Annotated in this window: 16 protein-coding genes; 2 read left to right on the top strand and 14 right to left on the bottom strand. The window is 67.7% G+C overall.

What is annotated here, in order from left to right; translation table 11 throughout:
• Nucleotides 1–22 precede the first annotated feature (22 nt).
• The 7 genes from ACUXPL_RS07635 to ACUXPL_RS07605 form a co-directional block, all read right to left on the bottom strand.
• On the bottom strand, nucleotides 23–3,541 hold the full coding sequence (locus tag ACUXPL_RS07635; protein ID WP_454183010.1) for a pyruvate carboxylase: 3,519 nt from the start codon (nucleotides 3,539–3,541) through the stop codon (nucleotides 23–25).
• A gap of 110 nt (nucleotides 3,542–3,651) precedes the next feature.
• Nucleotides 3,652–4,215 (bottom strand): MerR family transcriptional regulator, encoded by a 564-nt coding sequence (locus ACUXPL_RS07630; RefSeq protein WP_180535759.1) that lies wholly within the window; start codon nucleotides 4,213–4,215, stop codon nucleotides 3,652–3,654.
• Between the two features lie 212 nt (nucleotides 4,216–4,427).
• Nucleotides 4,428–4,943, bottom strand: coding sequence for a bifunctional nuclease family protein (locus tag ACUXPL_RS07625; RefSeq protein ID WP_002854604.1), 516 nt, complete (start codon nucleotides 4,941–4,943; stop codon nucleotides 4,428–4,430).
• Nucleotides 4,936–5,679 carry a transcriptional regulator FtsR gene (ftsR, locus tag ACUXPL_RS07620; RefSeq protein WP_454183008.1) on the bottom strand — a complete coding sequence of 248 codons (744 nt, stop codon included), beginning with the start codon at nucleotides 5,677–5,679 and terminating at the stop codon, nucleotides 4,936–4,938. Before ftsR ends, ACUXPL_RS07625 begins: the two co-directional genes overlap by 8 nt.
• Nucleotides 5,680–5,691: 12 nt before the next feature.
• Nucleotides 5,692–6,117, bottom strand: a complete 426-nt coding sequence (locus tag ACUXPL_RS07615; RefSeq protein ID WP_002854606.1) for an FHA domain-containing protein — start codon at nucleotides 6,115–6,117, stop codon at nucleotides 5,692–5,694.
• A gap of 101 nt (nucleotides 6,118–6,218) precedes the next feature.
• A complete protein-coding gene (gene gcvH, locus ACUXPL_RS07610; protein WP_002854607.1) occupies nucleotides 6,219–6,605 on the bottom strand; it encodes a glycine cleavage system protein GcvH in 387 nt (128 codons plus the stop codon).
• An 85-nt stretch (nucleotides 6,606–6,690) separates the two neighbouring features.
• Nucleotides 6,691–8,226: a peptide MFS transporter gene (locus ACUXPL_RS07605; protein WP_454183006.1), complete on the bottom strand. Its 1,536-nt coding sequence runs from the start codon at nucleotides 8,224–8,226 to the stop codon at nucleotides 6,691–6,693.
• A gap of 100 nt (nucleotides 8,227–8,326) precedes the next feature.
• On the opposite strand from ACUXPL_RS07605, the gene ACUXPL_RS07600 reads away from it, so the two are divergent.
• Both ACUXPL_RS07600 and ACUXPL_RS07595 read left to right on the top strand, forming a co-directional pair.
• Nucleotides 8,327–8,848 (top strand): adenine phosphoribosyltransferase, encoded by a 522-nt coding sequence (locus tag ACUXPL_RS07600; protein WP_454183004.1) that lies wholly within the window; start codon nucleotides 8,327–8,329, stop codon nucleotides 8,846–8,848.
• Nucleotides 8,849–8,938: 90 nt separating this feature from the next.
• The gene (locus ACUXPL_RS07595; RefSeq protein WP_454183002.1) at nucleotides 8,939–9,343 is read left to right on the top strand and encodes a helix-turn-helix domain-containing protein; all 405 of its coding nucleotides are present in this window, start codon (nucleotides 8,939–8,941) and stop codon (nucleotides 9,341–9,343) included.
• Here ACUXPL_RS07595 and ACUXPL_RS07590 read toward each other — a convergent pair.
• The 7 genes from ACUXPL_RS07590 to ACUXPL_RS07560 all read right to left on the bottom strand — a co-directional run bounded on the left by ACUXPL_RS07590 (nucleotide 9,318) and on the right by ACUXPL_RS07560 (nucleotide 19,667).
• On the bottom strand, nucleotides 9,318–9,878 hold the full coding sequence (locus ACUXPL_RS07590; RefSeq protein ID WP_454183000.1) for an abortive infection family protein: 561 nt from the start codon (nucleotides 9,876–9,878) through the stop codon (nucleotides 9,318–9,320). The genes ACUXPL_RS07595 and ACUXPL_RS07590 overlap by 26 nt on opposite strands.
• 261 nt (nucleotides 9,879–10,139) lie before the next feature.
• The gene (locus tag ACUXPL_RS07585) at nucleotides 10,140–10,913 is read right to left on the bottom strand and encodes a TatD family hydrolase (RefSeq protein WP_454182998.1); all 774 of its coding nucleotides are present in this window, start codon (nucleotides 10,911–10,913) and stop codon (nucleotides 10,140–10,142) included.
• Entirely contained in the window at nucleotides 10,910–12,202 is a 1,293-nt protein-coding gene (locus tag ACUXPL_RS07580; RefSeq protein WP_454182996.1) for a hypothetical protein, read from the bottom strand. The genes ACUXPL_RS07585 and ACUXPL_RS07580 overlap by 4 nt, the downstream gene beginning before the upstream one ends.
• 2 nt (nucleotides 12,203–12,204) lie before the next feature.
• Nucleotides 12,205–12,972: a hypothetical protein gene (locus ACUXPL_RS07575; RefSeq protein ID WP_454182994.1), complete on the bottom strand. Its 768-nt coding sequence runs from the start codon at nucleotides 12,970–12,972 to the stop codon at nucleotides 12,205–12,207.
• A 2-nt stretch (nucleotides 12,973–12,974) separates the two neighbouring features.
• The gene (locus ACUXPL_RS07570) at nucleotides 12,975–14,906 is read right to left on the bottom strand and encodes a KAP family P-loop NTPase fold protein (RefSeq protein ID WP_454182992.1); all 1,932 of its coding nucleotides are present in this window, start codon (nucleotides 14,904–14,906) and stop codon (nucleotides 12,975–12,977) included.
• The gene (locus ACUXPL_RS07565; RefSeq protein ID WP_454182990.1) at nucleotides 14,903–17,704 is read right to left on the bottom strand and encodes a restriction endonuclease; all 2,802 of its coding nucleotides are present in this window, start codon (nucleotides 17,702–17,704) and stop codon (nucleotides 14,903–14,905) included. The genes ACUXPL_RS07570 and ACUXPL_RS07565 overlap by 4 nt, the downstream gene beginning before the upstream one ends.
• Nucleotides 17,688–19,667, bottom strand: a complete 1,980-nt coding sequence (locus tag ACUXPL_RS07560; protein ID WP_454182988.1) for a site-specific DNA-methyltransferase — start codon at nucleotides 19,665–19,667, stop codon at nucleotides 17,688–17,690. The genes ACUXPL_RS07565 and ACUXPL_RS07560 overlap by 17 nt, the downstream gene beginning before the upstream one ends.
• Between the last annotated feature and the right edge of the window lie 3 nt (nucleotides 19,668–19,670).

Genomic DNA, 19,670 nt, shown 5'->3' with positions numbered 1-19,670 from the left:
CGGCGGCGGGCTCACGCGGGGCTCACTCGATCACGAGCAGCAGGTCCCCGCCGTTGACGGGCGTGACGCCCTCCGTGACCACGCGGCGCACGGTGCCCGCGGCCTGGGCCGTGATCGCGGCCTCCATCTTCATCGCCTCGATCGTGGCCACCGCCTGGCCGACCTCGACGGCGTCGCCCTCGGCCACCTGGACGGTGACCGAGCCCGCGAACGGGGCGGCGACGTGTCCGGGGGTGCCGGGGTCCGCCTTCTCCGCGGTCCGCACGGTGGACTCGATCGAGCGGTCCCGGACGGTCATCTGGCGCAGCTGGCCGTTCAGGGTGACCATCACGGTGCGCATGCCCTTCTCGTCCGGCTCGGAGACGGACATGAGGGTCGCGAGCAGCCGCACACCGCGTCCGAGCGAGATGACGTGCTCGCGCCCGGGGACGAGGCCGTAGAGGAAGTCGCGGGTGTGCAGGATGACGGTGTCCCCGAACTCCTCGCGGTGCGCCTCGAACTCCTTCGTGGGGCCGGGGAAGAGCAGGCGGTTCAGCACCGCGCGGCGGGTCTGTCCGGCCTCGCCGAGGGCCGTCGAGTCCTCCGCGGAGATCTCCACCATGCCCGCGCCCTCGCGGCGACCCTGGAGGGCCTTGGTCCGGAAGGGCTCCGGCCAGCCGCCGGGCGGGTCGCCGAGCTCGCCGCGCAGGAAGCCGATCACGGAGTCCGGGATGTCGAACTCCTGCGGACGCTCCGCGAACTCCTTCGGGTCCACGCCGGAACCGACCAGCTGGAGCGCCAGGTCGCCCACCACCTTGGAGGACGGGGTGACCTTGACGAGGTGGCCGAGCAGGTCGTCGGCCGCGGCGTACATCGACTCGATGGCCTCGAACCGCTCCCCCAGGCCGAGCGCGATCGCCTGCGTGCGCAGGTTGGACAGCTGACCACCAGGGATCTCGTGGTGGTACACGCGGCCGGTCGGGGCGGGCAGCCCCGCCTCGAAGGGCGCGTACGCCGAGCGGACGGACTCCCAGTAGGGCTCCATCGCCGTGGCGGCCTCGAGGCCGAGACCGGTGTCCCGCTCGGTGTGCTCGAGCGCCGCGACCAGGGCGGACAGCGGCACCTGGCTGGTGGTGCCCGCCATGGACGCGGTGGCCGCGTCGACGGCGTCCACGCCGGCCTCCGCCGCTGCGAGCAGGGTGGCCAGCTGACCACCGGCGGTGTCGTGGGTGTGCAGGTGCACCGGCAGATCGAACTCGGCGCGCAGGGCGGTGACGAGCTCGCGCGCGGCGGCGGGCCGCAGCAGGCCCGCCATGTCCTTGATCGCCAGGACGTGCGCGCCGGCGTCGACCATCCGGCGGGCGAGGCCCAGGTAGTAGTCGAGCGTGTAGAGCGTCTCCTTCGGATCCGTCATGTTGCCCGTGTAGCACAGGGCCGCCTCGGCCACGGCGGTGCCCGTGGCACGCACCGCCTCGATGGCCGGGGTGATCTGCTCGACGTCGTTGAGGGCGTCGAAGATGCGGAACACGTCGACGCCGGACGCCGCCGCCTCGGCCACGAACGCGTCCGTCACCTTGGTGGGGTACGGCGTGTAGCCCACCGTGTTGCGGCCGCGCAGCAGCATCTGGATCGGGATGTTCGGCAGCTCCGCGCGCAGCAGCTCGAGGCGCTGCCACGGGTCCTCGTGGAGGAAGCGCAGCGCGACGTCGTACGTCGCCCCGCCCCAGGCCTCCACCGAGAGCAGCCCCGGCAGGGTGTGCGCGACGGCGGGCGCGGCGGCCAGCAGGTCGCGCGTGCGGACGCGGGTGGCCAGCAGGGACTGGTGGGCGTCGCGGAACGTGGTGTCCGTGACGGCCAGCGCGGTCCGCTCACGCAGGGTGCGGGCGAAGCCCTCGGGGCCCTGCTCCAGCAGCACCTGACGCCAGCCGTGCGGGGGCGCCGCGTCCTCGTTCCGGCTCGGGCCGTCGAAGGGCGAGCGGTCCGGCTCCTGGTGCTTGTCGCCCGGGTGCTCCGGGAGGCGGTCGCGGGGGTCGATGCCCTCGATGCGCGGGCCGTGCGGCTGGTTGACCGTGACGTCCACGAGGTACTGCAGGGCCTTGGAGCCGCGGTCCTGGGAGCGGTTCACCGTGGCCAGCTCGGGGTGCTTGTCGATGAAGTCCGTGGCGACGTCGCCGCTGACGAACTGCGGGTCGTCCATCACGTTCATCAGGAACGGGATGTTGGTGGCCACGCCGCGCACGCGGAACTCGGCCAGGGCGCGGCGCACGCGGCGCACGGCCGTGGCGTAGTCGCGTCCACGGCAGGTGAGCTTGACCAGCATGGAGTCGAAGTGGGGGCTGATCTCCGCACCGGAGTAGATGGTGCCGCCGTCGAGGCGCACACCGGAGCCGCCGGCCGAGCGGTAGGCGGTGATGGTGCCGGTGTCCGGGCGGAAGCCGTTGGCCGGGTCCTCGGTGGTGATGCGGCACTGGATGGCGAAGCCGCGGACCCGGAGGGCGTCCTGGGTGATGCCCAGCTCGGGCAGGGTGGCGCCGGCGGCGATGCGCAGCTGGGCGCCGACCAGGTCCACGTCCGTGACCTCCTCGGTCACCGTGTGCTCCACCTGGATGCGGGGGTTCATCTCGATGAACACGTGCTGGCCCGCACGCTCGCCCGCCGTGTCCACGAGGAACTCGACGGTGCCCGCGTTGACGTAGCCCATCTCCTTGGCGAAGGCGACGGCGTCCCGGTGCAGGGCCTGCCGGATCTCCTCGTCCAGGTTCGGGGCCGGGGCCATCTCGATGACCTTCTGGTGGCGGCGCTGGAGCGAGCAGTCCCGCTCGAAGAGGTGCACGACGTTGCCCTCGCCGTCGGCGAGGATCTGCACCTCGATGTGCCGCGGCCGCAGGACGGCCTGCTCGAGGAACACGGTGGGGTCGCCGAAGGCGGTGTCCGCCTCGCGCATCGCGGCCTCGAGGGAGCCGCGCAGGTCCTCGCGGCGCTCGACGCGGCGCATGCCGCGCCCGCCGCCGCCGGCGACGGCCTTGACGAAGATGGGGAAGCCGATCTCCTCGGCCTGCTCCAGGAGCCACTCGACGTCGGCGCTCGGGTCCGAGGAGGCCAGGGTGGGGATGCCCGCGCGCTTGGCCGCGCGCAGGGCCTCGACCTTGTTGCCGGTCAGCTCGAGGACGTCGGCGGGCGGGCCGACGAAGGTGATCCCGTTCTCGGCCGCGGCGCGGGCCAGGCCGGCGTTCTCCGACAGGAAGCCGTAGCCCGGGTAGATCGCGTCGGCCCCGGCGTCCTTCGCCACGCGGATGATCTCGTCCACGTCGAGGTAGGCGCGCACGGGGTGGCCCTCCTCGCCGATGCGGTAGGCCTCGTCCGCCTTCTGGCGGTGGATCGAATTGCGGTCCTCGTAGGGGAAGACGGCGACGGTGCGGGCGCCCAGCTCGTAGCAGGCGCGGAAGGCGCGGACGGCGATCTCGCCGCGGTTGGCCACCAGGACCTTGGAGAAGACGGCGCCGGCTCCGGTCGACCCGGCCGCGTCCTCTGGAGGGGTGAAGTTCTCGACAGGTGCGCTCATGGTTGGGAGTGTGTCACACCGCACGCGAGTTCCGCCTCATGTCGCGCACAGTCGCCGTTGCGAGACGAAAGATGACTGGCTCGGCCCTTCGGGCGCCCCGCGGTGGAGGGTCAGGCGGAGCGGCGGGCCCGACGCCGTCCGGCCAGTTCGTCCTGTGGCTCGGGGGCGGCGACCACGCTCTCGCGGGGCAGCTCGGCGAGGCTGCCCTCGACCTCGCGCCACACGCGGCCGACGGCGATCCCGAAGACCCCCTGGCCGCCCTGGACGAGGTCCACGACCTCGTCCGCCGAGGTGCACTCGTACACCGAGGCGCCGTCGCTCATCAGGGTGATCTGCGCCAGGTCCTCGACACCCCGCTCGCGCAGGTGACCCACGGCGGTGCGGATCTGCTGGAGCGAGACGCCGGTGTCCAGGAGGCGCTTGACCACCTTGAGGACGAGGATGTCGCGGAATGAGTAGAGCCGCTGGGAGCCGGAGCCGGAGGCACTGCGGACCGTGGGGACCACGAGGTCCGTGCGGGCCCAGTAGTCGAGCTGGCGATACGTGATGCCGGCGGCCTTGCACGCGGTGGGACCGCGGAAGCCGACGTCGTCACCCTGGGTCGCGCCCTCGTCGAAGAGCGTGCCCTGGGTGCCGAGCGCGGGGGGCCGGCCAGGACCTGCAGTGGGTGTCACGGGGAACCTCCTGGTGCGGGGCCCCCGGTGTGGGAAGGGGACGCGACCGTCATGTGCCGCCGGTGACCGTGGCGGCGCTCCCCGGTGACCGTGGGGAGGACGACGGAGGCGCCCCGGGTGGCGGGGCCCTCTTCCCCTCGAAGGTACGCGCGGGTCCGGGGGCGGTCAACGAACCCGGCTGCGAGGCTGCGCCGTGTCGCCCCCGGCCCCGCTCAGGCGAAGTCCTCGGGGCGCACCGTGTCGAGGAAGTCGCGGAAGTCCTCGACGGCGCGCTCCTGGCCGGCGTCCTCCTCCCCCGTCCGCGCCGGCATGCCGGCGTCCGCGAGCACGGCGGGGCTGCCGAGCACGGGGGCGTCGGCGCGCAGGGCGACCACGACGGCGTCCGACGCGCGGGCGTCGACCCGGGCGCCCGTGGAGAGCACGAGCTCGGCGTGCACGACCTCGTCCCGGACCTCGGTGAGCCGCACCCGCACGACCTCGGCGCCCAGGGCGTCGACGGCGGCCAGGAGCAGCTCATGGGTGAGGGGCCGGGGCGCGCGGACTCCCTCGAGCGCGAGCGCGGCGGCGGCTGCCTCGGGCGCGCCCACCCACAGCGGGACCATCGTGCGGCCGGGCGGATCCACCAGCAGGATCACGTGGTGCTGCTCGGGCAGCTCGACGCGCACGCCGAGCACGGAGAGGGGCACGTCGCCGACGTCGTCGGCGGGCACGGGGCGCGGCTCAGTCATCCCACTGCTCCAGCCCCTCGGCCACGAGGGCCGCATGCAGCCGCAGGCTGGCCTGCGCGATCTCGCGTGCCGAGCGGGCCACGCGGGGACGGGTGCCGGCGTCGCGGCGGGCCTGCAGCGGGGCGACGGCGCGCTCCACCAGGCCCAGTTCGCGGTCGGCCGCGGCCCGCAGCGGGCGCAGGTGCCGGGGCTCCAGGCCGTGGCCCGCGAGCACGACGGCGGCCCGGGCCACGTCCATCGCATGGCTCGGGTAGCCGCCGTCGGGATCGACGGGCAGGAGCGAGTACTGATCCAGCTCGGCCAGCAGCTCCTCGCCCGCACCGGATTCGGCGGCGAGCTCGGCGCGGGTCCACGACCGGCGGCCCCCGGAGACCTCGCGGCCGAGCCGCTCCGCGTCCGAGGACGCCGGGACCGCTGCGGCCCCGGGCAGGCCGGTGGGGCGTTCGCCGCGGTCCAGCGCGGCCAGGTGGTCGGCGATCACCTTGAGCGGCAGGAAGTGGTCGCGCTGCAGGGCGAGGACGAACCGGAGCCGGTCCACGTCCTCGGGCCGGAAGCGCCGGTAGCCGGCGGGGGTCCGCTCGGGCAGCACGAGGCCGCGGTCCTCCAGGAAGCGCACTTTGGACGCGGTGACACCGGGGAATTCGGCTTCGAGGGCGGCCACGACCTCGCCGATGCCCAGCCGGCCCGCAGGGCGGGCGGTGGGGACGGCGTCGGGGCGCGGGCGCGGATCGGTCACGGGGATGACGGCTCAGCCCCGCGCCGGCCCGGCGTAGTACGTGAGCCGATACTTGCCGATCTGCACGTGCATCCCGGAGCGCAGCAGGATCTCGTCCACCCGGTCGTGGTTCACGAAGGTGCCGTTGAGGGAGTTCAGGTCCACGAGCCGGTGGCCGCCGTCCTCGGCCCGGAACTCCGCGTGACGACGGGAGACGGTGACGTCGTCGAGGAAGATGTCCGCGTCCGGGTGGCGCCCCACGGAGACCACGTCCTCGTCCAGCAGGAAGCGGGCGGACTGGTCCGGGCCCTCGTGGGCGAGCAGCAGCGCGGAACCGGCCGGGAGGGCGCGGATCGCGTCCGACTCCTCACGGGTGAGGTCCGCCGAGACCAGCGGCGCCAGCTCGGTGAGGTTGATGGCGGAGGTGGACAGGTCCGGTTCACGTCCGGGCTGGTTCATGGGGTGCTCCTGTGCGGGGGCCGGCGCCGCGGCGCCGGAGGGAGAGACGAAGGGGACGCCGTCGCCCCGCCGACCAGCGGCGGGGCGACGGCAGACGGGGCTCAGCTGGTGTGCGAGGCGTAGCCCTCGGCGTCCATGAGGCCCTCGAGCTGGGCCTCGTCCGCGAGGGTGATCTCGAACAGCCAACCGCCCTCGTAGGGGGCGGAGTTGACCAGGCCGGGCTCGCCGTCGAGCTCGTCGTTGACGGCGGCCACGGTGCCGGAGACCGGGGCGTAGATGTCCGAGACGGACTTCGTGGACTCGACCTCGCCCACCGCGGTGCCCGCGGTGACCTCGGTGCCGACCTCCGGCAGGTCCACGTACACGACGTCACCCAGCGCATCCTGGGCGAAGTCGGTGATGCCCACGCGGACCGTGCCGGCGGCACCGGCCTCGGCGATCCACTCGTGCTCGGCGGAGTACTTGAGGCCTTCGGGGATGGAGCTCATGGAGTGCGCGTCCTTTGTGTGGTCGGGAGTGATGACGTCGTCTCGCAGACTACCGAGCGGCGCGTGATTCGCGCCACTGGCGCGCTCAGAGCACGCCGCGCATGCCGCGGCGCACCGGCTTGGCGATGGCCAGCATGAGCAGGCCCACGCCCACGGTGACGGCGCCGATCACGCCGAAGTAGCCGACCTCGTTCTCCTCGGAGTACGAGCCGGCCAGCGAGCCCGCGAGCGCGGTGCCCAGGGCCACCGAGAGGTTGTAGAGCGAGACCATCATCACGGGGAACGAGCGCGGCGCCACCTTCGTGGACAGCGACAGGCCCACCGGGGAGACGAGCAGCTCGCCCATGGTGCAGACGAAGAGGATCAGCGCGAGCCACAGCAGCGGCACGGCGAGCACGTCCGCCACCGGGATGAACAGCAGGAACGCGAGGCCGATCAGCACGATGCCGATGCCGAACTTCACAGGCGTGCCGGGCTGGCGCGGGCCGAGCTTCGTCCACAGCGCTGCGAACACCGGTGCGAAGGCGATGATGAAGATCGGGTTGATGGAGTTGACCCACTCCATGGGCATCTCCCAGCCGAAGAGGTTCCGGTCGAGGCGGTTCTCCGAGTACAGCGCGATCACGGTGAACTGCTGCTGGAACAGGGCGAAGAACACGGCGGTGCCGATGAACAGCGGGATGAACGCCTTGACGCGGGAGCGCTCCTCATCCGTGACCTTCTTGGAGGTCAGCAGCACGGCGAAGATGCCGATGGCGGCGACGGCGGCCAGCACCACGACGGCGTCGGCCAGGTTGGCCACGGTGACGATGCCGGTGAGGAACAGGACGACGCCGACGGCGACGGCGGCGAGCGCGATGAGGACCCAGCGGCCGTACTGCGAGCGCGGCAGCGGGTCCGGGATCCGGTGCACGTCCGAGGGCAGGTTCTTGCGGGTCAGGGCGTACTGCGCCAGGCCGATGGCCATGCCGGCGGCGGCGAGGCCGAAGCCCACGTGGAAGCCCATCGTGTCGCGTGCCAGGCCGGTGAGCAGCGGGCCGACGAGGGCGCCGATGTTCACGCCCATGTAGAAGATGGAGAAGCCGGCGTCGCGCTTGGGGTCCTCGCGGGAGTACAGGGAGCCGACGAGGTTCGTGGCGTTGGCCTTGAGGCCACCCGATCCGACGGCGACGAGCACGAGGCCCAGGGCCAGGCCCGGGACGCCCGGGACGAGGGCCAGCGCGATGTGGCCGAACATGATCCCGACGGCGCTGACGAACATGGTGCGCTCGGAGCCGAGCAGGCGATCGGCGACCCAGCCACCGAGGATGCAGAACACGTACACCATGCCGCCGTAGGCGCCGACGGTGCCCGTGGCCACCGCCGGGTCGATCCCGAGGCCGCCCTCCGCTGCGGTCCAGGACATGTAGTACACGAGCATGGCCTGCATGCCGTAGAAGGAGAAGCGCTCCCACAGCTCCACGGAGAACAGGTTCGCCAGCGGGCCGGGCTGGCCGAGGAACGGGCGGCCGCGCCAGTCGGGAGCGGCGTCGTCGGGACGGGTGGCCGTCGACGCCGCCACGCGGGCGGACGGCTCGACGTCGGGCACGCGGCCCGCGAGAGGATTCTGGGGATTTTCCACCGACCTACTGTCCTCCTCCGAGGGAGTCAGAGCAAACTCGCCGCCCGATGACGCGGATCACATCCGCGGCCCGGGCGGCGTCCGGCCTAGAGTGGGGGCCGTGTCCGTCACCTCCGAGATCGCCCGCGCCCGCTCCCTCATCCGCGTGGTCCCCGACCATCCCAGCCCGGGCGTGGCCTTCCAGGACATCACGCCCCTGCTCACCGACGCCCGCGCTCTGAGGGCGTGCGTCGAGGCCCTGGTGGCTCCGTTCGAGGGGCGGTTCGACCTCGTGGCCGGCCTGGAGGCCCGCGGGTTCCTGCTCGCCGGGGCGGCCGCCGTCCTGACCGGCACCGGCCTCGTGCCGCTGCGCAAGGCCGGGCGCCTCCCGGCTCCCGCGGCCCGCGCGGACTACACGCTGGAGTACGGGACCGCGAGCATCGAGGTCTCCGAGGACCTGCGGGCCGGGTCACGGGTGCTCCTGCTCGACGACGTCCTCGCCACGGGCGGCACCCTCGCCGCCGGCCGGCGGCTCATCGAGGCGCGGGGTGCGGAGGTGGTGGGCGCGGCCTGCCTGCTGGAGCTCACGGCCCTCGGCGGCCGGGCCGTCGTGCCGGACACGCATGTGCTGTTCGCGGCCTGAACCGCCCCACCCGATGAGGGGTGGCGGGCCAGGCGGCCCCGGGTACGACGACGCCGGAGCCCCGCGCTGCAGGACTCCGGCTTCGTCGATGTGGTCGGGCTGCTGCGAAACTACTGCCAACAAGCGCGGAGAACCGCGGAACTGGCCGAACTCTTGGCCACCGCCCGCGACTCGACACGGGCGCCAGACGATCGCCCGCTCCCCCAGCAGAACGCGCTGCATCCCTCGGTCGTCAAGCTCCTGATTGAGGACTACGAAGCCGGCGCCTCGACGTACGAGCTTGCCGAGCGGTACAACGTGCGCCGCAACACCGTACGAGACACGCTCCGCCGCGCAGGATTCGACCTCACCATCAAGGCGAAGCGTGCAGCCCTCAGCGAAGAGCAGAAGGCCGAAGCAAGGCGTCTGTTCGACGGTGGTTCGACCCGTCGCGAGCTGATGGAGATGTACGGAGTGAGCGAGTCCACGATCAGGCGGATCCTGCGGATGTATTAGGAGTGCGCCGCCACGGCGCTGCCGGATCGCCGTATGTGTCGAGCACGATCTCGCACCAGGTGCGTCCAGCGTTGACCGCGAGGCGTGCATGCCTGGCGGTCAGATTGGATGCACGCGTGCGACCGTGGCCGCTACCCTCCGCATTGCGCAGTTCGGTGATCCCGATAGCGATTCCCTTGAGCCCGCCGAGCACCTTCTTGATAGACCCCGAGCTGTCGGCAGTGCCGCTCACGCCTGACGCCGACAGTCCGAGCGCGTCTTGCGTCTGAGTCAGCAGCGTAGGGAGGTCTGCGTCCCTGACTACCGTCTCCCCCAGGTGCTCCAGCACCGTCTTGGCGGTCGCTTCGATGAGTTCCTTGACTGCCCCGACGACACCGGCCGGGTCGGAGTCGAGCAGCAGTTCGATACGGCGGAAGGCATCGCGGATTCCTGAGGCATCACGTAGCCCGTCCAAGCCCGAGAGACTCGAGAGCGCACCACCGACCATCGTGATCTTGCGGCTCGGGTCGACCGAGAAGCCGTCGAGTTCGAGCACGCGAGTGAACGGAGTGATGTCGTCACCGCCAAACTCGATGAGGAAACTCTCGTAGACGCGGAGGACACGACGGATGTGTTCAAGGCTTGCCCAGTCAACGGATGCCTCGTACTCGGCCAGAGTGTGACGCGCTGGCCGCCAAGAAATGTGGTTGTCCCCGGAGCGAAGCCTTCGGCTTGCCATATGCGATCGATCTCCCGGAGCACCATGCGCTGCGAGACGGCGTCGCGGAAGACTCCGCGCACTCTGCCGGTGATGAGGTCAGTCATGTATCACACCGCGAAGGGTTTCTTGCCAGTCCGTATTTAGGCGATCCATGACACCAACACTTTGAACAAGCCGTGCGAAGTTTCGCCAGAAGTGTGTGCGCATCTCCAACCGATCGACGCCTTCTCGTGCAGCGAGCCGACGCTCGACTTCGTCCACGCCGCCAGGCTGACGGGCACCTCGGGTGCGACGGTCTCCATACGGGTGATCTGTCTCGGACAGTATGCGGCTGCGTGGGATCAGGCGAAGGCTCTCTTCTGAGGACATCATCGCCGGCGGCAAAGAGAAGTAGCACCCGAGCCGGACAGCTTCTTCGGTCAGCTCGGCGCTGCCCGTCCACCAGTGGAGGATCACGCCATCAACCGGCGTCCGATGCAGTTCCCGCAAGACGCGCAGATGAGCACCTGCGCTGTGAACGCTCACCAACCGTGGATGTTTCTGTAGCACCCGTAGTATCGAGCGGAAGGTGTGGAGTTGGAGTTCGATTGGTACTCGGCTCGTTCCATCGAGTCCTACTTCTCCGACGAGTGCCGTGCTCTGGATCGCGTTCTCGAATGCTTCGACAGCGAACGCCTTGTTCGCTCGCACTAGACCAGGATGCACGCCGACGCCCCACAGGGTTCGGGCGTCACGCCGTTCCCGAACGAGTTCGAACTCATCGAGCGACCGAGTCATCGCAAACACGAATGCTCCGAGCTGGCGGAGATCGCGCTCAGAAATATTGGCGTCAACGTGTGCGTGCGTGTCGAGCGGCGGTGGAACTTTCAAAGCGAGAGGCTCCTCAACTCTTCTCGCCCACGACGACAAAGCTCATTCACCTCTGCCAGCGATACACCAGACGGGAGCTGCAGCCGGGCGAGGTCAGACTCCCCGAAAGGCTCGCGCAGGAAATCCCGCATCGCTGGAATGACACTCTTGTCTGCCACCCAGGCGGTCTGCTTCGCTCCGCTCGGGACAAGGTAGGTCGTGGTATCCGCTACACCAGAAGCGGCGAATGACGCTCGCCGGAGCACGCAACCGAAGCAGACACCGCAAGCTACCTTCGGCGAAATTCCGTATGTCTTCGCTCCCGTGTGTGAACACGACGATGTCTCGCTGAGGAATGCGCTTGCCTCTTCAACGCCGAAGGCGTCTCGCACTTGCGCGAACATCTCACCCTTGGTGATGTTCGCGTAGGGGTTTACCAGATCGCTGTGCGCCCCGACGTTGTCGAGAAGCGCGATTAGATCACCGAGGAACTTCGGGTGTGTCGTCTTGGTCGATAGGCTGCCGCGACGGCTTCTGGACAGCGGCGGGTTGATCGAGGCATACCCGTTCTCAGGAATCCAGAGCGGAATATTGTTCACGGATGCGACAGCCAGACCGAGCGCGATGAAGAGGAACGAGCGCGACCGGGATGAGTTCTCTCGGCCATACGACGCGCCTGACGGCGACCGCCGTCCACGCGCAAGGTGCACCTTGACGTGATCTGCCTGCGCACCGGGGGCCAGTCGTTCGATCTCCTTGGCGATGCGCGTCTGCAGCGGCGACAAAGTAGGCGATGCCCAGTGCGAGACCAGAACGTGCTTCTCACCTCGTGCGGCAAGCTCGCGGGCGGAAAGCAGTGCTCCCGTGGCCGAGTCCGCACCGCCGCTCAGAAGAACGGCCCGCTTAGCGTCTACCCCGACCGTGCCAATCTGCTCCGGGTCGCCTGTTCGCCGTCGGAAGGTGAAGTGCCATATGTCTCCCGTCAAGAACCCAAGGAGACGCTCCAGGTCACCCCTGACGTCGTTCCAGGGCGTCGCCGCGAGCACGTCGACGGTAAGTGAGATGTCGCGCTGGTTCCATCTCGACAAACTCCCGGAGCGACTTGCCGAACGGTCGGCGGCAAGAACCGCGGCAGCGATACGCACCAGATCAATGTTCCGGTTGTTGACTGCACCCAAGTCGCCAAGGAGCGGCCCGATGCTCGCCTTGAAGTAGGCGGGAGATGCTTTGCCATGCCAATAAAACGTCCGGTCGACGTCTGGAGTCACCGGTTCAGGAACGGGTGCGACGGTGAACTCGTACTCGAACATGACTACTCACCACTCCCGCGGTATGTTCGGCGCAAGAACCGCAACCCACGTTCGATGGCCGCGTCGATTGCTTCCTGGGAGGCGCCATGCTCCGAGAGATTGGCGCGCGCCGCGAGATGCTGGCTCGTCTCGTAGACGTCATCCACGAACTCCTCCCGGGTAACGGCATCCCGTGAAGTGAACTCGCCGGATTCAGAGAGAAAGATCTCGGCGATCATGAGCCCGATCGCGTGTTCCGCCGTTGCCGCCGCGTCCGGCAGCGTCGCGTTCTGCTCCAGGTCAAGCATCCAATCAAGAAGTCGTCCGGCGATGTCGCGCTGTTCTTCACTCGGGATATCGCTGCTTGTCTGCGCTTCGCAGACGACGTCGAGGATGGTGCGAACCATCTCGGCACGGGTCGGCAGCGCCGAGAGCTTGTCGAAGTCGAGGCCGGCCTTGGCGAGCGTCTCTCGGTCACCCTCGCGGAACGCGCGGGCCAGGTTGGCAGCGCGGCCCGCAGTCGCCGCGTAGGCGCGCGCGTCGCGCCGGGGTGCGCTCTGTTTGTTGCGGCCACCGCCCGAGGAGCCACCCCGCGCGGCGCTTCCACCGCCTCCGCCGCCGCCAGATGAGCGGCGCGGGAAGACGGGGATCTTGAGCACCTGAGCGACGACGTTCTCAGGGATAGATGACTTGACGGTGTCGGTTTGGCTTTGCGCCCACTGATCGACTCCGTCTCGGAGCACGCGCGAGACCTTGCTCGTCGAGCCCTTATACGACGAGCTGGTCCCCATAGCTAGATGCCCTCCTTGGCAGCTGCGACCGCCGCAACCAGTTCGGTCTTGCCACTCGCGTTCGCCATCATGGTCAGCTGATCGATGATCTCCTGCGGGTCGTCAGCTTGGAGCTGGGCCAGCCCACCGACCTTGAGGTCGGCCGGCTTGATCCGCTTAAGCGCGACGACGACATCCGACACGGCGCTCGAGTGCACGCGTGCGATACGCAGCATGGCAACCACACCACCCGATTGCTTCTGCGGCTCATCGACGATGACGCCACCGATGTAGTTGATCAGGCGAGTTGCCTCGGCTGGCTGCAGACTTCGCAGCATATCGTCAGTCACTCGCCGAGCCTCCGACGGCGACCGTGAGAGGAGCTGCGTGGCAATGTCCCGGATGGACTCCGGCAACCCTGCCGATGCGACGAATACGTTCTTGAAGCTCGCCGCGAACACCAGATACGGCGCAATGTCCTTCTTGGCGAGCGGAGGCGAAAGACGCGCCCACCGGATCAGTGCCTCGCTGAAGCGCGGCTTGGGCTCCTCGACCTTGGTGCTCTTCTTGCTCGGCGCCCTCGTGTCATCTGCGTCCTCAGCGGCTTCGGCATCGCCTAGTTCGTCGGCAGGCAGCTGCGCGGCGTTATTCTCTTCAACCGGGGGCTCTTCTGGCGAGGGCGTCCCAGCCTGCACTTCGAGCGCTGCAATGTTCTGACGCAGGGTCTGTTCGCGCAACCACCCGGTGACTTCTGCGAACTCGGTCGGGAAGTACTGCTCCAGCACCATGAGCTTCGCGATAGTCGCAGCATCCAGCGTGATACCGCGGCGAGCCGCGATACTGAGGCGGACCGACAAGTCGTTGAGGAACCGCTTGATGCGTCGCGGATTGCCCTTGGTCTTTTCGTGCACGATGGGGCGGATACGGGCGGCGTTGTTGCGCTGCTCGACGAAGGCTTCCTTCTGAAGCGAGGCAACCGTTTCGAGGGCAACGGCGCCCCGGCGCGCTTCCGACACATCCGCGACGATCTGCGCGTACTCATCTTCTTCGACCAGAGAACGAATCTGGAGAAGCACGAGATATGCCTCGGCGTCGAAGTCCGATAGCGCCGGTACGGGGACGGAGGTCTGCACGATCTTGTGGAGATAAAGACGAGCCGGTGTTTCCTCGCCCTCTTTGCGTTCTGGATCGGCGGGGTACCGGGTTGCGATCGCATCCGCCACCCGTTCCTCATCCGCAGCGATGACAAACGACATCTTCGGCACCGACAAGAAGAGACGGATAGTCTCCAACGTCTCGACGACGGTATCCGGCAGGCAGCGATCGAGATCGTCGACCAGCACAACGACATTGCGGATCTGTTTCAGATCTTTCGACTTGAGCAGGTCATCGAACTCGGTGCGGAACTGCACCATGTCGGTGATCGGTTCGGGCCTCTCCTTACCCTCTTCTTGTTTCGGCTTAACGAGATCGAGTACCCCGTCGAGAGAAGGAAGCGTCACGGTGATGGCAGACTTCGCTGCGAGCTTGATGGCCTTTGTCCAGTCGATGCGCTTGAGGAGGCGCCGGACAACCGCTTTCGACTGGGCACCCGGTCCCTCGGCCGGAAGCGCAGCTTCGAGGGCGGCCAGGATCTCCCCGATCAGGGACTCTTTGATCCCCAGCTGTGGGTCGTACTTCCAGGGGTCGGTCTCGATCACGATGCGTGGCGGCAACCCCTCGGCCTTGCTGTCGACGCGCAGCTGCTCTGCAATCAGACGCAGGACCGACGTCTTGCCACTACCCCAGCTACCAGATAGCCCGAGTGCGATCGGGTCGAGGCGAGGGTCGAGCAGAGCGTCGACCACCGTTGATGCGACCGCATCAAAGGAGAGGAGATCGACGTCGGTTGGCTCGTCGAGGAACAGTGGGTACGAGACCTCCGTTGGCCTTGCGTTTGCTGTGTCTGCACTCATGACCCCAGACCTCCTGATGCCGCGCTGTCGCTGGCTCCACCGATCAGCAGCCCGTGCTTGTCGGTCGTGTAGTTGTAGTCGACCGGCCCGGTTGGTGCGGCGTCGAAGTGGTGCTCCGCGAAGCGGATGCGCATTGCCTCGTCCCAGTCGAGGTCGTCGAGGTTGCGGGTGTCCTTGGTTTCACGGATGAGGTAGAGCCGCTGGGTGCCGTTCTCGTCGTAGACAATGGCCCAGTCCGGCGAGTACTCGCCAACAGGCGTGCGGACGCGGAAGCGGCGCGGCAGCTTGGTGAACAGCTTGACGTGTTCGCGGTTGTTCTCGAGCTGCGCGGCGAATGCGCGCTCGACGTGGCTGTCGTAGTCAACGTGGTCGTACAGGTTTACGCCGCCCTCGGGCGCGGCAATGACGCCGTTCTTCGGATCTGGGTTGCCGGGCATCGGCTGCGGCGGGTTCTTGGCTTCGACTTCGAGGAAGACGACCTCGGCATCCCACCAGTCCGTCTCGTCGATGGGTTCGTAGCTGATGCCGCGAACCATCTGCTCGATCGTCTCGATGCGGATGGCGTTCGCCACGATCCGCGCCCAGCGGTCGGGATCATCAAGGACGTGACGTGCGTAGTCGCGGTCGGGATAGTTCAGGATCTCGCGCACGATCCCAGCCAGGGTCGGTCGGGTGAGCTGGAGGGGGAACTTGCCGTACTGCAGCTGATCCTCGATGAGCTGCACGACGTCAGGAAGGCGCTGGCCTACAACCACGATGCGCTCGCCACGGGACTCTGCAACGGCGGAGTCTGCCGTGATGACGTGTCCCTCGTCGTCGTAAACGAGGTCGGCGGACTGCACCACATTGGCGCGGCGCTCGATGAACTCGAGGTCGGCCAGATGCTCGGACGCCGCAACCACAACGCGGAGCGCTTCCGGATCGACGGTGACGCGGTAACGCGCCTTGTAGCGGATGCGCTTCCAGAGCTCAGCGAACTCGGGGCTCTCGAACAGGGCAGGGCGCCTGTGAACGATGACCTCGTTGTCGGCGTTGTCGACCTCGGGACCAGCCTCGCCGGAGCCACCGCCAGAGGCGACGTACTCGGCATTCAGACCGTCGCGGAACTCCGTGAAGGACTCGTCCACGATCAGGGTCAGCCGGTTGATCGCCGGGTCCATGACACGGTGACCGTTCTGGTCAACCGGCAGACGCAGACCACGGCCGATCTGCTGTCGACGCTCCAACTCCGAGCGCGTGTGACGCAGAAAGCCGACCTGGAAGACGTTCGGGTTGTCCCAGCCCTCCTTGAGAGCGGAGTGGGAGAAGATGAACGCGCGCGGGTTGGCACGGTCGAGGATGAGTTCCTTGTTGGCGATGATCTCCTGGTACGCCCGCGCCTCCAGCTCGGCATCCGACGCTCGACCAGACGTGTCCTTCAGGATGCCCGTCTTGGTAGACGGGAAGTAGGCGACCCGCAGCTTGGCAGGGTCAGGCATCTCGCTCTCGGGATTGCCTGCCCGGAGCCACTCCTCGCGGTACAGCTCGTCGAACATCCCAGGCAGCACCGCCTCGTCACCGGCGTAGTCAGCCACACGTTCGACGAAGAATAGCGACAGAACCTTGACGCCACGGTTCATCGAGTCGATCTGCCTCTGACGGGCCAGGTGCGTTCGAATGGTGTGGCGGATCTGGTCACGCCAGACAGCCTCAGCGTCCACGCCGGTCTCGGTGCCGGCCTGCACGACGAGCTTGTTCTCGAAGATCACGCGGTCGGGCTTGCGCTCGATGCTGTCGACAACCAGGCCGCGGTACTGCGGCAGGTTACCGGACTCCTCAAACAGGTCGGTACCGTTCTGCAGAACCACCGGCACCCGCTTGCCGCCCGCCTTATCGATGACCGCCTCGGCCATCAGGCGCTTGCGGACGCTCCGAAGCTTGTCGAGACGGACGTAGGGCTTGCCGTCCTCGCCAGCGACGATGCCCTTGACCGACACCCGCTTGACCAGACCCGCCTCGGCGGCCCGCTTCGGGCCAAGCCGGTGCACGAGGTTGAACGGCTCCTTGTGCGTTGCGCTGTAGCGCAGCGCCACCAGCGGGTTCAGCGTGGCAATCGCCTGACGGCGCAGCGGCGTCGCCATGTTCTGCGGCTCATCAATCAGGACAACCGGGCGAGCCTTCGCGATCTGCTGCACACCACTCAGCGAGTCACCCCAAAGCTGCGGCTGCTCCGCACTGGCATAGAGCGTGTTCGTGTCCGGCTTGTCGAGCGCCTGCACGCTGGCAACCAGGAACTGCACCGTGCCCGACGGCTCGGTGAAGTCGTTCAGCGCCGAGTTCTCGCCCAGCACACCCCACTTGTACGGGACGCCGGGATACTTCAGCCGGAAGTGCTCCTCACTCTGTTCGAACGTCTTCACCACGCCCGCACGAATCGCGATCGAGTGGACGAGGATGACAAACTTGCGCAGCCCGTACAGCTCAGCCAGGCGCAGCGCTGTCGAGATGTAGACGTAGGTCTTCCCGGTACCCGTCTCCATCTCGACCGAGAAGTTCGGGAACTCACGCGCGGTGCCCTGCAGGTCTGTCTCCGCCAGCAGCTCGAGCTGGGTCTGTGGTTCGACAGACTCGCGGGCGGTGATCGTCCTCAGATTGTCGGTGAGAACGGAGCGTTCCAGCGTGAAACCCGCGTGACCATCCGCGCCAGGCGCCTGCCCAGCAAGCGCATCGCGCGGTGGCACCAAGGCACCCTCAAACAGGTCGACCACCGCGGAAACGGCGGCCGACTGGTGCGGCTGGTCATCAAAGCGAAACTTCACGAGGCACCCGCTCCAGAAGAATCAGCTTTGACTGCAACCGCGGCGCCAACGTCAGCGTCACCGAGTCCTCGACCTGATCACCACGAAGGATCAGGGTGTCGTCATCACTCAAGGCAAGCGCATCGGCCGTCGCCAGCGAGAACGCATCGAGCGAGATCAAGAGACGACCCGACGTGCTCTCGCCCTCGGCGGGAGTGAACTCGTAGACCGTCACACCGTCCAGTTCGTGCGTCGTCACGCGCGCATCGAGCTTCGTCCCAGTGGCCTTGAGCGCCACCTCCCACGCAACATCGAGCGGCACCGCACCATCCACCACCGGAGCTCCCGCCGTGTAATCGAGAACCTGGGTCAGGTAACCCTGTCCGGTCAGTTCTGCCGAGGCGATGATCGGCTTCTCAATGATGAGATTCGTCGGGCGAGTGCGGAAGATCCTGAACCCGAGCTGCGGAGCATCGAGCGTCTCGTGCTGCAGCGAGGCTGCCGCGCGGCGAAGGCGCTCAGCCGTCACCTCGAAGATCGTCTCGTAACCGGCCGCCAAAGCGTTCTTGCCCGACTCTTCCGACGCATCAGGCTTCTCCGGCACTTGCACCAGAATCCAATGCCGTGTCTTGCCGTCCTTCGGGTTCTGCTCCCACACCGCCTGGCCTGTCGAGCCGGAGCCCGCGAAGAAGTCGAGGATCAGGTCGCCATCGTCCGTGATGGCGTGGAAGAGGCGGGCGAGCACTTCCGTGTCCTTCGGGTAGTCAAAGACGGTTGTTCCCATGAGCTTGTCGAGCGCCTTCGAGGCGGCACGGCGATCCTTATAGAAGACGGACGCTGGTGCCCACTCCTCATGCTCATGCAAGTAGGACTTGAGTTGAAGGCGTCCGCCCTCCTTCTTGGGATAGACGATGCGATCGTCGTCGGCGAACGCCTCCATCTTCTCCCGTCCGTAGGCCCAGCCGTTCGCGTGCGGTTCGTGACCGCGGAATGTGTAGACGAGATTAGGCCTCGGGTTCGGGCTTCTTAGATCTGACGCGAAGTAAACACCTCGAGCATCAATCACGCGGTAGTGCTTGTGCGCTTTTGCGGGGGCTTCGTCAGGCAGTGAGTTGTACCAGGCCTGTAGCGCCGCCGTTGCCGCCTCATAATCCGTACCGTGAGAAGCGCGTAGCTCTTCGACCTTCGCGTAAATCTCGTCGAGACCGGCCTTGCGCTCACGCCAGCGCGCGTCCTGTTCGCGCAGATAGGTGTGGTCACGCGCGTAGGCCACCACGTAGTCGTGCCCAACGGAGATCTGACGAGCATCGTTCTTGCGGCCACCATTCCAGATGAAATTGCCGACGAAGTTCTCTGCGCCGAACACGGCATCGAGCAGCAGCCGCAGGTGGTGCACCTCGTTGTCATCAATGGAAACCAGGATGACGCCGTCGCGGCGCAGCAGGTGACGGGCCAGCGCGAGGCGAGAGAACATCATGGTCAGCCACGGGGCATGCTTGCGTCCACCGGTCTCGATCCGGCTGGTCGTGGCGTTGCCCTGGTCGTCGACCTGGCCGGTCTCCTCGAGGTACTGCCGCTCGGGCACTGCGAAGTCGTCGTTGTAGGTGAAGGTGTCGCCCGTGTTGTACGGCGGGTCGATATAGATCAGCTTGACGGCACGTGAGTAGCCGTTCTTCAGGAGCTTGAGTACCTGTAGGTTGTCACCCTCGATCAGGACGTCACGAGCGTCCGGCCAGTGCAGGGAAGCATCCTCATCGGGAACGAGCGTTGCCGTGGTCGGGACGCGCGCATCCTGGCGTGCTCGCTCGATACCAGGCCAGCTGAAGGAGAAGGCAGGCTTGACCTCGCCGTCGAGGCCAAGCGCCCCGAGTAACGCATCGCGGTCAAGTTCCCCGTCGAGGAAGGCACTGGGCACCAGGTCGCGGAGCTGGGCGAGCAGCTCTTCGTGAGCGTCCCGGGTCTCGTCCGGCACCGACGGGGTCATCGA

The sequence above is a fragment of the Micrococcus sp. 140720015-1 genome (assembly GCF_053627595.1).
This window is presented reverse-complemented; position numbering and strand designations above follow the sequence as displayed.

Coding starts and splice junctions, on each gene's coding strand:
- gcvH (WP_002854607.1), bottom strand. CDS start 6,605: ATGAGCTCCATCCCCGAAGGCCTCAAGTACTCCGCCGAGCACGAGTGG.
- ACUXPL_RS07570 (WP_454182992.1), bottom strand. CDS start 14,906: ATGAGTGCAGACACAGCAAACGCAAGGCCAACGGAGGTCTCGTACCCA.
- ACUXPL_RS07635 (WP_454183010.1), bottom strand. CDS start 3,541: ATGAGCGCACCTGTCGAGAACTTCACCCCTCCAGAGGACGCGGCCGGG.
- ACUXPL_RS07615 (WP_002854606.1), bottom strand. CDS start 6,117: ATGAACCAGCCCGGACGTGAACCGGACCTGTCCACCTCCGCCATCAAC.
- ACUXPL_RS07560 (WP_454182988.1), bottom strand. CDS start 19,667: ATGACCCCGTCGGTGCCGGACGAGACCCGGGACGCTCACGAAGAGCTG.
- ACUXPL_RS07580 (WP_454182996.1), bottom strand. CDS start 12,202: ATGTTCGAGTACGAGTTCACCGTCGCACCCGTTCCTGAACCGGTGACT.
- ACUXPL_RS07625 (WP_002854604.1), bottom strand. CDS start 4,943: ATGACTGAGCCGCGCCCCGTGCCCGCCGACGACGTCGGCGACGTGCCC.
- ACUXPL_RS07575 (WP_454182994.1), bottom strand. CDS start 12,972: ATGGGGACCAGCTCGTCGTATAAGGGCTCGACGAGCAAGGTCTCGCGC.